General features: G+C 71.5%; 10 protein-coding genes. 4 read left to right on the top strand and 6 right to left on the bottom strand.

Annotated elements, in window-relative coordinates; translation table 11 throughout:
- Nucleotides 1–27: 27 nt before the first annotated feature.
- Nucleotides 28–1,425, top strand: coding sequence for a DUF2252 domain-containing protein (locus OM076_RS29590; RefSeq protein WP_270043732.1), 1,398 nt, complete (start codon nucleotides 28–30; stop codon nucleotides 1,423–1,425).
- A gap of 115 nt (nucleotides 1,426–1,540) precedes the next feature.
- Complete coding sequence (locus OM076_RS29585) at nucleotides 1,541–3,319, top strand: GTP-binding protein (protein WP_372518093.1); 1,779 nt, start codon at nucleotides 1,541–1,543, stop codon at nucleotides 3,317–3,319.
- Here the strand turns inward: OM076_RS29585 and OM076_RS29580 are convergent.
- Both OM076_RS29580 and OM076_RS29575 read right to left on the bottom strand, forming a co-directional pair.
- The gene (locus OM076_RS29580; RefSeq protein ID WP_270043730.1) at nucleotides 3,294–5,570 is read right to left on the bottom strand and encodes a CocE/NonD family hydrolase; all 2,277 of its coding nucleotides are present in this window, start codon (nucleotides 5,568–5,570) and stop codon (nucleotides 3,294–3,296) included. The genes OM076_RS29585 and OM076_RS29580 overlap by 26 nt on opposite strands.
- Nucleotides 5,571–5,677: 107 nt before the next feature.
- The gene (locus tag OM076_RS29575) at nucleotides 5,678–6,310 is read right to left on the bottom strand and encodes a TetR family transcriptional regulator (RefSeq protein ID WP_270043729.1); all 633 of its coding nucleotides are present in this window, start codon (nucleotides 6,308–6,310) and stop codon (nucleotides 5,678–5,680) included.
- A gap of 76 nt (nucleotides 6,311–6,386) precedes the next feature.
- On the opposite strand from OM076_RS29575, the gene OM076_RS29570 reads away from it, so the two are divergent.
- Entirely contained in the window at nucleotides 6,387–7,121 is a 735-nt protein-coding gene (locus tag OM076_RS29570) for a phosphatase PAP2 family protein (protein WP_270043728.1), read from the top strand.
- Here the strand turns inward: OM076_RS29570 and OM076_RS29565 are convergent.
- The 3 genes from OM076_RS29565 to OM076_RS29555 are packed head-to-tail and all read right to left on the bottom strand — an operon-like array spanning nucleotide 7,118 to nucleotide 9,722.
- A complete protein-coding gene (locus tag OM076_RS29565; RefSeq protein WP_270043727.1) occupies nucleotides 7,118–7,810 on the bottom strand; it encodes an RES family NAD+ phosphorylase in 693 nt (230 codons plus the stop codon). The genes OM076_RS29570 and OM076_RS29565 overlap by 4 nt on opposite strands.
- The gene (locus tag OM076_RS29560) at nucleotides 7,807–8,199 is read right to left on the bottom strand and encodes a hypothetical protein (RefSeq protein ID WP_270043726.1); all 393 of its coding nucleotides are present in this window, start codon (nucleotides 8,197–8,199) and stop codon (nucleotides 7,807–7,809) included. Before OM076_RS29560 ends, OM076_RS29565 begins: the two co-directional genes overlap by 4 nt.
- Nucleotides 8,200–8,252: 53 nt before the next feature.
- Nucleotides 8,253–9,722 (bottom strand): hypothetical protein, encoded by a 1,470-nt coding sequence (locus tag OM076_RS29555; RefSeq protein WP_270043725.1) that lies wholly within the window; start codon nucleotides 9,720–9,722, stop codon nucleotides 8,253–8,255.
- Nucleotides 9,723–9,841: 119 nt separating this feature from the next.
- Between OM076_RS29555 and OM076_RS29550 the strand changes: the two genes are divergently transcribed.
- Nucleotides 9,842–10,372: a hypothetical protein gene (locus OM076_RS29550; protein WP_270043724.1), complete on the top strand. Its 531-nt coding sequence runs from the start codon at nucleotides 9,842–9,844 to the stop codon at nucleotides 10,370–10,372.
- On the opposite strand, the gene OM076_RS29545 is transcribed toward OM076_RS29550, so the two are convergent.
- Nucleotides 10,356–11,276 carry an SGNH hydrolase domain-containing protein gene (locus OM076_RS29545; RefSeq protein ID WP_270043723.1) on the bottom strand — a complete coding sequence of 307 codons (921 nt, stop codon included), beginning with the start codon at nucleotides 11,274–11,276 and terminating at the stop codon, nucleotides 10,356–10,358. The genes OM076_RS29550 and OM076_RS29545 overlap by 17 nt on opposite strands.
- Between the last annotated feature and the right edge of the window lie 68 nt (nucleotides 11,277–11,344).

The raw sequence follows: 11,344 nt of genomic DNA, 5'->3' as shown, positions 1-11,344 counted from the left end.
GCGCTCTCAGAGTAAGCTCGCGGGGCGATGGGTGTCGCGCTCGACGAGACGTCGGTGCAGCGCGGGAAGGCGGCGCGGGCCGCAAGTCCGCGGTCGTCGCATGCGGAGTGGGCGCAGCCTCCGCAGCGCCAGGACCCGGTCGCGGTCCTCGCGGCGCAGGACGTCACGCGGATACCGCAGCTCGTGCCGCTCCGCTACGGCCGGATGCTCGTCTCACCGTTCACGTTCTTCCGCGGCGCCGCGGCGATCATGGCCGCCGACCTCGCCACCACGCCGATCAGCGGGCTCCGCGCCCAGCTCTGCGGTGACGCGCACCTGTCGAACTTCGGTGGGTTCGCCGCGCCGGACCGGTCGCTCGTCTTCGACCTCAACGACTTCGACGAGACGCTTCCGGGCCCGTGGGAATGGGACCTCAAGCGGCTCGCGGCGAGCCTCGCCGTGGCCGGGCGCGACCGTGGCTTCTCGACGTCCGCTCGCGAGGACGTCGTCCGTGGCGGAGTGCGCGCGTACCGGCGCGCGATGCGCGAGTTCGCCGGCATGCGCACGCTCGACGTCTGGTACGCCCGGCTGGAGGTCGAGTCGCTGTTCGCCCGGTGGGGGAAGCGCCTCGATTCGGCCGGGCGCCGCACGGTCGACAAGACGATCGCCAAGGCCCACGGCAAGGACAGCCTGCGCGCCTTCGCCAAGCTCACGCACACCGTCGACGGGCGGCCGAGGATCGTCAGCCAGCCGCCGTTGATCATCCCGGTCGAGGAGCTCGCGCCCGAGCGGGAGGCGCATGACATCGACGAGTTCCTGCGCACGCTGGTCGCCCAGTACGCGGGAACGCTTCCCGACGACCGCCGCGTGCTGATCGACGGCTACCGGCCGGTGCACTTCGCTCACAAGGTCGTCGGCGTGGGCAGCGTCGGCAACCAGGCGTGGATCGTGCTGGCGATGGGTCACGACGACGGCGACCCGCTGTTCCTCCAGGTCAAGGAGGCTTCGGCATCGGTGCTCGAGCCGTTCGCCGGCAAGAGCGCGTACACGCATCCGGGCCGGCGCGTCGTCGAGGGCCAGCGGTTGATGCAGGCCGCGAGCGACATCCTGCTCGGCTGGCTGACCGTGCAGGACGACAAGACCGGCGTCCCGCGCAACTACTACGTGCGGCAACTCTGGGACGCGAAGGCCTCGGCACAGCTCGACGCGGTGCCGGCGTCGGACCTCGAGGCGTACGCGGAGATCTGCGGCTGGACGCTCGCCCGCGCGCACGCCCGCTCCGGCGACCGCTGCGCGATCGCCGCGTACATCGGCTCAAGCGATCGCCTCGACCGCGCGCTGGTGCGCTTCGCCGAGGCCTACGCCGACCAGAACGAGCGCGACTACGAGGCGCTCGTCGCCGCCGCGAAGTCCGGCCGCGTGATCGCGGACGGGTTCGAATCCTGAAATCCGCCCGCCCTACCCTGGGCAGCGATCCACCCGTTCGACCGCAGTAAGGAGCTCAGCGTGCGCACAGCCCTGCATGTCCCCACCACCTTCTTCACCAAGGACATGACCTTCTGTGCGCAGTTTGAACCTGGGGATCCTGGCGCATGTCGACGCCGGTAAGACCAGCCTGACGGAACGGCTTCTCCACGAGGCCGGCGTCATCGACGAGCCCGGCTCGGTCGATGACGGCAATACGCAGACCGACTCGCTCGCGCTCGAGCGGGCACGCGGGATCACGATCAAGTCGGCGGTCGTGTCGTTCGCCATCGGCGGCGACGTCACCGTCAACCTGATCGACACCCCCGGGCATCCGGACTTCATCGCCGAGGTCGAGCGGGTGCTGGGCGTCCTCGACGGCGCGGTGCTCGTGGTCTCAGGCGTCGAGGGCGTCCAGGCGCAGACCCGCGTGCTGATGCGGACGCTGCAGCGGCTGCGGATCCCGACGCTGTTCTTCGTCAACAAGCTCGACCGGCGGGGCGCGGACCTCGCACGCGTCCTGGGCGAGGTGCGCGCGAAGCTGACCGGCGGCGCCGTGCTCCCCGACGCCTCCTGCGCCGAGGTGCTCGCCGACCACGACGACGCGTTCCTGAGCGCCTATTTGGAGGGCGAGGGCGATTGGCGGCGCGAGCTCGCCGCGCAGACCGCCCGCGCGATCGCCCATCCCGTCTTCGCCGGCTCGGCGATCACCGGCGCGGGCGTCGCGGAGCTGATCGCGGGCGTGCGCGAGTTCCTGCCCGCGCACGTGCCCGATCCCGACGGACCCGTCTCCGGAACCGTGTTCAAGGTCGAGCGCGGCCCGGCGGGCGAGAAGGTCGCCTACGTTCGGCTGCGGACGGGAACGGTGCGGCTTCGCGACCGGCTGGCGGGCGAGAAGGTCACGGCGATCAGCGTGTTCGGCTCCGATCGCCGGGACGCCGTCCGGGCGGGTGAGATCGCGCGGGTGTGGGGGCTGAGCGAGGTGCGGATCGGCGACGCGCTCGGCGAGGCGGCGTCGTCGAACGGGCGCCACTTCGCGCCGCCGACGCTCGAGACGGTCGTCGTGCCGTGCGACGAGCGCGACCGCGGCGCGCTGCATCTCGCGCTCGTGCAGCTCGCGGAGCAGGACCCGCTGATCAACCTGCGCGAGGGCGACGAGACCGCGGTGTCCTTGTACGGCGAGATCCAGAAGGAGGTCATCGGCGCGACGCTGGCCGGTGAGTTCGGCGTCGAGGTCTCCTTCCGCGAGACGACGCCGATCCACATCGAGAAGCCGGCCGGCACCGGGGCGGCGGTCGAGCTGATCGGCAAGGGCGAGCACGGCTTCCTGGCGACGGTCGGCCTGCGCGTGCAGCCCGGGCCGACCGAGTTCCGGCTCGAGGTCGAGCTGGGCTCGATGCCGTACGCGTTCTTCCGCGCCGTCGAGGAGACGGTCCTCGCGGTCCTCGCCCGGCGGCGCGTGCAGGACTGCACGGTGACGATGACCCACGCGGGCTATTGGGCGCGGCAGAGCAGCGCGCACGGCGGGTTCGACAAGAGCATGTCGAGCACCGCGGGCGACTTCCGCGGGCTGACGCCGATCGTGCTCCTCGCGGCGCTGCGGCAGGCGGGAACGACGGCGTACGAGCCGCTGCACCGCTTCGAGCTCGAGCTCCCCGCGGACACCCTCGGCATGGTGCTGCCCGCGCTCGCCCGGGTCCGCGCGCTCCCGGACGCCCCGGTCGCGCGCGGCGAGGTGTGCCTGCTCGCGGGCACGCTCCCCGCCGCGAACGTCCACGCCCTGCAGCAGCAGCTACCGGGGTTGACGCGCGGCGAGGGCGTGATGGAGTCGGCGTTCGAGCGCTACGCGGTCATGGCGTCGTCGTGGACAGCGTGAACGTCAGCGTCTTGCTGTACGCGCCGGTGCGCAGCGCGTCGTTCGCGTTGATGTGCTGCTTGAACGTGATCGTCACCGCGTCGTTGGAGACCGGCACCGACCACGTCGACTTCGAGAACAGCACCTGCAGCGGATCGGGCAGGGAGAACGTGCCGTTCATCAGGTGGCCGGGATCGGACACCGTCAGCGCCGCGTCACCCGCGGACGAGATGACGTTGGCCGAGGTGGTCGCCGTGTAGTCCTTCGCCACGCCCGGGGTGAACGGGCCGAACGACGCCGGCGCCCCGAGCGTGAGCGCGAGCGTCGCCGGCACGGCGCCGCCGACCGGCGCGTCGGCGTGCGTCGAGGCGGCGTCGGCCAGCGCGCCCGCCTCCTCCAGCGCACGCGTCCCGCCGACGACCGGCAGCGAGAGCTTCGACTGCTTCGCGTTGAGCGTGATCGTGGTGCCGGTCGTGCCGTTCTTCTGCAGCGAGTTGTAGTTCGCCATCAGCACGACGCCCAAGCGGTGGCCCGCCGGGATCGTGTACTCCACGGGCATGATCGGGAACTTCAGCTGGAACTCGACGCCGGGCGTGACCGGGGTCTCGGTGTAGAGCGAGTCCTTGTTGGACGTGTCGATGATCCCGCGCGTCAGGCGCCAGCCCTGGGTCGCGGTGATCGTGACCGTCGGCTTGGTCGGGATCTGGTAGCAGGCGTCGTAGTCCATGACCTTGCCGTCCGGGCCGAGGCGGGTCGACGACGAGCCCCAGCAGTCGCTCGGTGCCGTGGCCGGGGTCGACTGACCGTCGCCAGAGCGTGTGATCTGCGTGCTCGGGCCGTAGTCGACGATCATCGCCGCGACGTTGGACTGCGGCTTGTCCAGCGAGACCCGGAGGTCGACCTTCGGCGAGCCGGACAGGTGCAGATCGGTCTTCAGCGGCGGCGAGAGGAAGACGCGGCGGTTGTTCTGCGTCGTGCCCGCCGCGATGTTGAGCGCGGTTGCCTCACTCTGGTTGGCGAGGTCGGTCCACTTCAGCGTGTCGGTCGCGCCGCCGGACCGCTCACCCAGGGTGCCGGCGGTCGTCTGCGTGTCGCCCTGCAGATAGACGTCGACGTTGCTGGACCCCGGGACCGGCCAGTCGGCGTGCGTCGACCAGCTGTCCTTGGTGTCCTCGATGTCGACCCGCGGCTGCTGCATGATCGTGTTCGGGACGTCGTAGAGCCAGTAGTCGAACCACTGATGGAGCTGGTTCATCCACTCGGTGCGGCGGATCATGAACGGGTCGACGTGCCCTTCGCGGCAGATCCACAGCTTGCGGGCGACGTTGTTGGCGGCGAGCAGGGACCACCACTCCGAGAACTGGTCCGGGTCGACGTTGTCGTCCTGGATGCAGTGCGTCTCGAACACCGACGCTTTGATCTTGTTCGCGCTGGGCCGGTAGTTGCGGGCATCCCAGAAGGCGTTCATCGTGCCGTCGGCGTCGCCGTCGAGCAGGCTCATCGCGTCGCGCGCCGGCAAGCAGTGCGCCTGGCGGTCCGGGTCGGTGACGTAGTTGGAGAGCCAGGCCGGGTAGTGCGGGGTCGAGCCGATGATGCCGCCCATCCGCGAGTAGTCGTACCAGGACGAGATGGCGCTGATCGGGACGATCGTCGTCAGCCCTTCGACGCCCGTCGCGGCCACCGCGTTGGGCAGCGTGCCGTTGTAGGAGCGGCCGATCATGGCCGACTTGCCGGAATGCCAGTTCGCGAGGATCGGATCGGCCGTGCCGGTCACCGACTTGTAGCCGGGCGCGCGCCCGTTGAGCCAGTCGACCACGACCTTGATGCTCATCACGTCGCTCGGACCGCCGTTGGTCGCGCAACCGGTCGAGTTCGCCGTGCCGTCCATCTCGGCCAGGATCACCGCGTACCCGCGCGGGACGAAGTAGTTGTCGTACCAGAGCGGCCAGCGATCGTTGATCCCGTCGCCGTCGACGTCCGCGATCGACTGTCCGAAGAACTGCCCGGGCGCCGACGTGTAGTACGGGCTGGGCGCGACGATCGCCGGGACCTTCGCGTCCGTCTTGGGCCGCATGATCTCGATCGCCGTGCGGTCCTCGACCCCGTCCATGTCGGCGTCCTGGCCGTTCGGGATGTACACCCGCTCGCGGATCGCCTGGTCGTAGTCGAAGACCGGTGCGGTCTTCCCGTCGACCACCTGTATGCCCTGCGCCTGCGCCCGCTCGGCGCCGCCCGTCGCCAAGCTCGCCAGCACGATCGCGCCGACCAGCAACCTGCCCCTAAGACGTCTCAATGTTCCCCCCGGGAGTGGTTCTCCTCCTCCGCGACGGACTCTGAACGCGCGGACCGCCGCGTCCAAGTTCTCATGCGTGGAAGTCTCTACACGCGGGCGGAGAGCGTCCCGGCGAGCACTGGGACGAGCAGGCGCTCGAGGTCGGTCGGGCACTTGCCCTCGAGGTCCGTGCGGGCGGTACCCGCGACGAGCCCGCGCAGGATGCCCGTCACGCAGCCCCACCGGAACCGCAACTCCTCGTCGCCGACGTCGGGCAGCGCCTGGCGCAGGTGCGCCATCAGCTCCTCGTCGACGCGTTCGAGCGAGGCCTTCATCCAGTCGTGCATCTCGCCTGGCGGGCCGCTGAGCGTGCGGTCGAAGATCCGCAGCAGCGCTCGATCCGGGCTCTGCGGGTTGCTCAGGGCGTCGACGATCGGGTGGGCGACGGCGCGCGCGACGTCCTCGATGCTCGCGTGCTCGTCGAGCGCCTGAAGGCTGGCAAGCTGCTCGTCGAGCAGACGGGTGATGGCGGACTTTGCGGTGGCGCAGCAGAGCGCGCTGAGCGAACCGAAGTGGTAGCTGACCGAGGCGACGTTGGTCTCCGCCGCGGAGGTGATGTCGCGCAGCGTGACGCCGTCCTCGCCGCGGTCGGCGAGCAGCGTGAGCGTCGCCTCCATGAGGCGCTGCTTGGTGCGGGCGCCGGCGTCGCGACGCCGGTCGGTGACGGTCTCCTCAGCCATCCGTTGGGTGTATTGAAGCAAACGCTTGAAAACTTTGCTTGCGCGTGCAAAGGTAAATCAAGCGATTGATTTGCTTATGAACCGCCTCGTTAATTCCACTCTGCGTCGCGTCCACCCGGAACTGCTGTTCTTCCTCGGCGCGTACCTGCTCTACATCGGTGCGCGCTGGGTGTTCGCGGGCGATCCGAGCACGGCACGCGACCACGCCATGTGGATCGTCTCGCTCGAGCGGTCACTGCACGTGGAGGTCGAGGAGTCCGTCCAGCACGCGCTCGACGGGCCGACGGTGAGCTGGCTGCTGAGCAACGTCTACATGGCGGCGCAGCTCGTGGTGCTGCCCGGCTCGCTGTTCGCGCTGTACCGCTGGGCGCGGCCGGTCTACCGGCGCCTGCGGGCGACGGTGCTGGCGACGTGGATGATCGCCGTGCCGATCCACGGCCTGTGGCCGGTGGCACCGCCCCGGCTGGCGGGGATCGGCATCACCGACACGGTCAGCGACCAGCTCGTGTCGCTCTCCGGGCACTCGACGATCTTCTACAACGCGTTCGCGGCCGTGCCGAGCCTGCACGTCGGGTTCGCGTTCGCGATCTCGATCGCGCTGGCGAGCGCGCTGCGGTGGCGGTGGGCCAAGGGGCTCGCGCTGCTGTGGGGCCCGCTCGTCTTCCTCGCGGTCGTCGCGACCGGCAACCACTTCGTGTTCGACGGCGCCGTGGGCCTCGTGGTCACGACCGCCGGCTTCGCGGTCGGCACGCTGCTCCCGCGCGTCGCCCACCACTGGACGATGCCGCGCCACGACCTCGTCGCGGCCTAACTCAGCGTCAGGCCAAGCGTGGTGAGCGCGGAGACGAAGTCGGGGTCGCCGGCTTCGATCGGCTCAGCCTCCTCGAGGATCTCGTCGAGCTCTGAGCCCTCGAAGATCCCCCAGTTCTCGAGCTCGTCGCCCAGGCGCGAGCGGTAGCGGATGCCGTCGACCGGCTCGCCGTCCTCGCTCTCGGCGCGCTCGAACACGTAGCGCGAGACCTCCTGCGTGAGCGCGCGCGGCGTGCGTTTGCGGATGTCGCCCGCGTCGAGGTCGTCGAGGCCGTAGTGCACGAGGCGGGCGGCGAGGTGGTGGCGCAGGTGGGCGAGGGACTCGGAGTGCGAGATGTCGGCGAAGTCGAGGCTGGTGGCGCTTGCCTCCCCGACGCAGCGGGTCTCCAGCCACTCGCGCGGCACGACCGCGGGCGGGAGCGTCGGGAACGTCTCGTCGTCCTCGATCGCCTGCAGCTCGGCGATCAGGTGCACATCAGGGCGGAAGCGGGCGAGCGTCTCCATGAACGCGCCGCGCCGCTGCGCGGCCGCGTAGAGGACGCGGTACTCGCCCTGCGGATCGTCGTAGCGGTTGCCGAACGTGTTGTCGGGCCCCGCGTACGTCCACGGCGCGAGCGCCCACGCGTCCGGGACCCGGCCGACGCGATGCAGCGGGCCGGCCGGGCGCACGACCTGCAGCGCGGGCGTCACCCGCCGATCAGGAACGCGCGCTCGGCGGCGACGATCGCCGGCCCGACCTCGTCGAGATCGCCGTCTCTGAGCAGGCGCGCGGGTGACCGGTCGTCCAGCTGCGGGTTCAGGCCCTGAAACCACGCCTGGGCGATCGCGGGCGAGTCCGCGGCCGCGATCGGCAACGCCACCCGCAGCGCGAAGCGCAACCGCAGCTGCACCTCGTCGCTCGGCATCCGCTCGCCCTCGGCCCACTGGTGCACGGCGCGCGTCTCACCCACGCGACCCAGGTAGGCGACGAGCTTCGCGCCGAGCAGCTCGCGGAGCTCGGTCGCGACGTCCTCGAAGCTCGCGCGGGTCGCGTGCGCGTGGGCGACGAGATCGGGGCGGGCGTGGTCGGCTACAGCCATGTACCAGAAAGTATCACGTGCTGATCACAGCGCAATACCAACTCGATCACAGACTAGATCTCTTGGACGCGGTACGTGGAGACGTCGTGGGCCTTCAGCAGCGGGTTGAGCTTGCGCAGCGCGGCCTGCTTGAGCTTCCCGACCTTGTCGAGATCTGCCGTCGAGCACTTCGAGCCGCACTCGCGGTTCTGGCGCAGCGCCTCGGCGATCGCTGCCTCGAAACTCGCCACCGCCGCCTTCAGGTCCTTGTCGGCCGCCTTGGCGTGCAGGCGCTTGAGGTCGCTCAGCAGCGTCGCCCGGCTCGCGGTCGCCGCCTTGATGTCGCCGTTGACCGCTTCGGCGCGGCCCTTCTTGGAGAGCTGCATCAGCTTGTCGAGCTCCTGCACCTGGGCGTCCAGGTCGGGCGCCTGCTTGGTCGTGCTCGCGGCGGTCGTGGTCACCGGCTTCGGCGTCGTGGCCTGGACGACGGCACCCGCCGGCGCCTCCTCCGTGCCGGCGGCCAGCGGCTTGCTCGGCTCCGACCCGCCGGTCAGCACGAGGACGGCGACGGTGGCGATCGTGGCGAGCGCGACGATCGCGGCGACGATCGCGGCGGTCCGCTTGTCGATCGGCGAGCGGTTGATCGCGGCGGGTCCGGGCGGATGGCGCGGTGCCGCGGGCGCGGGCGCGGCGTCATCGATCGGCGCGAGCGGCGCTTTGGCGGCACCCATCGGCGGAAGCGTGTCCGGCACGGGCGCCTGCGCGGCGCGCCGGGCAGCGGCGGCGGCCTCCTCCCGTGCCGAGGCGTCCTGCGCTGCGGCCTCGTCCGTGGGTGGCGGCGCTCCGTCCCGGCGACTCGAGACGGGCCACAGCGAAGCCGCGGTGATGTATCCGGCCGGGGTCTCGTCCGAGGGGTGCGCCGCGGCGGGCCCAGGCGGCGCCTCGGGCGTGGCGGGGGCGGGCGCCTCCGGCTCGACGCGAGCCGGCTCGGCGGGAGCCTTGGGCGCCGAGTGCGAGAGGAGCGCAGCCGCGAGCGGATCGCCCGACGGCGGCGCGGGCGGCCCGGCGGCGAGCGGGTCGCCGCCGGCGAGCGCGGACGGCGACGCGGGAGCGAGCGGATCGCCACCGCGACCCGCGGACGGCACCGCAACCGGAACCCCGGCAGGCGGTCCCGCGGCGAGCGGATCGCCGCCCCCTGCCGACGGCACCGCGGGCGGCGCCCCGGGCGCGAGCGGATCGCCACCGGACGGCACGGCGGGCGGATCGCCGGCCGGCGGCTCAGGCGCGGGGCGCAGCGCCGGCGCGGTCAGCCCAGGCGGCTCCGGAGGCGGGCGCAGCCCGGGTACCGTCATCGCCGCCGAGTCGAACCCGAGCGACGTCGTGACGGCGGGTGGCTCCGGGGGCGGCAGAAGTGTCGGCGCCGTGACCGCGGGCGGCTCCGGCGGCGGCCGCAGAGCAGGACCCGTGAGCGCCGACGGCGCCGGGATCTCCGGCGGCGCGGGCGGCGGCTTCAGCGCCGCGGCCGTCAGGACCGCTTGCGTCATGCCGCACGCCTCGCACACCTGCGCCTCTGCCGACAGCTCGGTGCGGCAGTATGCGCAGAGCTGTCGGCCGGTCTCACTCATCGCGCACGCCGAGCCTAACCGCAACCGCCCCCGCCGTGGTGAGCACTAGCCTTCCGTCCATCCGCCGAGCGCTGACCGTCGTCCTCCTTCTCGCCGCGCTCGTCGCCGCCGGCTGCGGCAAGCCGACGGACCCGATGTCCGACGCGGACGTCCAGTCGTTCGCGGCGTTCGCGAACTCCTACCAGGTGGTCGCGACCGAGATGCTGACGCTGAGCAAGGCGGTCGCTGACGAGAAGATCCCCGCCGCGCGCACCAGCCTCGACACGCTCACGCCGGAGCTGAAGGCGACCGACAGAACGGTCCAGGCGATGCACAACCGCACGGTTCGCCTGATCCTCGAGGACTACATGCGGATCACCCGCAAGGCGATCGGCTCCGTCGGGAAGCTGGTCAGCGCACTCGAGGCCAACCCGGACACGGTGCCGAGCCGCGATCTCCTCGCCGAGATCGAGTCGACGAGCGCGGACCTCAAGGAGGCCGACGGCAACCTCGTCGGCCGCGTCCTCGACCAGACGGTCTCAAAGGCCCAGAAGCGGGCGATCGACCGGGCGATCACGCTCCAGAACTGATCGCCCGCGCGAGGTACGGGCCGAGCGTGCGGGCGAACAGCTTCGTGATGTGACTGTCGACGTCGCGGTGCACGAGCACCCCGCCGACCACCGGGAAGCACACGCGCGCATTGCAAAAGTGGTCGCTGAGATCGACGACGCGCACCGCACGCGCGGTCTGCAGCCGCGCGGCGGCGACCAGCGGGTCGCGCGGGAGCGCGAACTTGCGCGCCAGCGCGCACGCCTTGCCCGCCGGCACCCGCCGCGCCATCGCCGCCCGCACGCAGTCGTGCGTCCGCAGGCGGATGCGCGGCGTGTCGCGGATGACGATCAGCGACGTCACCGACGCCGGCAACTGCGCAAGCCGCTCCGACTCACCGCTCACCCGCGTCTCGTAGCGCGACGCTCCGGCGGGGGCCGTGATCGGCTGCAGCGCGTTGGCCGACAACACGACCGTGCGGATCTCCGGGTGCGCGGTCAGCCACGCGAGCACGTCCGCGTCCCACTGCGGGCAGAGCGTCGGGAACGGCGGCCCGATCCCGCTCGGCGTCGTCGTCAGCAGGCAGTGCGGCACGGTGATGTCGAACACCCGCCAGTGCAGCGCGTGCGCGACCACGCCGACCGCCGGACGCCAGTGCTGCGCGTGGCTGTCGCCGATCAGCGCCACGCTCTCGCCGTCCGCCGGCCCGAACGCGCAGGTCGCCATCGCCGCGGTGACCTCCACCTTCTCGCAGTCGATGTTGGGGATCAGTGGCGCCTGATCCGGCGTCGGGGTGACCGTCAGCCGCAACGCCGGGTTCTTGCACGGGTGCCGCGGGTCACGCGCCGCCGCGCCGAAGCACGCCGGAGCGGCGTGCGCCGGCGCCGCGACGAGCACCGCCGCGAGCACCGCGAGACATAGCCGACCCCAGCACGCGCGATCCATCGCGCCCTCCTCCACCACTCCAGTTTCCGGACAGCACGACGACCCTAGCCCAACTTCACGAGATCTTG

This window comes from Solirubrobacter ginsenosidimutans (genome assembly GCF_027587205.1).
The sequence above is the reverse complement of the archived record's forward strand: the minus strand, read 5'-3'. Positions and strand labels throughout refer to the sequence as shown.

Coding starts and splice junctions, on each gene's coding strand:
- OM076_RS29590 (WP_270043732.1), top strand. CDS start 28: ATGGGTGTCGCGCTCGACGAGACGTCGGTGCAGCGCGGGAAGGCGGCG.
- OM076_RS29575 (WP_270043729.1), bottom strand. CDS start 6,310: ATGGCTGAGGAGACCGTCACCGACCGGCGTCGCGACGCCGGCGCCCGC.
- OM076_RS29570 (WP_270043728.1), top strand. CDS start 6,387: ATGAACCGCCTCGTTAATTCCACTCTGCGTCGCGTCCACCCGGAACTG.
- OM076_RS29560 (WP_270043726.1), bottom strand. CDS start 8,199: ATGGCTGTAGCCGACCACGCCCGCCCCGATCTCGTCGCCCACGCGCAC.
- OM076_RS29555 (WP_270043725.1), bottom strand. CDS start 9,722: ATGACGCAAGCGGTCCTGACGGCCGCGGCGCTGAAGCCGCCGCCCGCG.
- OM076_RS29545 (WP_270043723.1), bottom strand. CDS start 11,276: ATGGATCGCGCGTGCTGGGGTCGGCTATGTCTCGCGGTGCTCGCGGCG.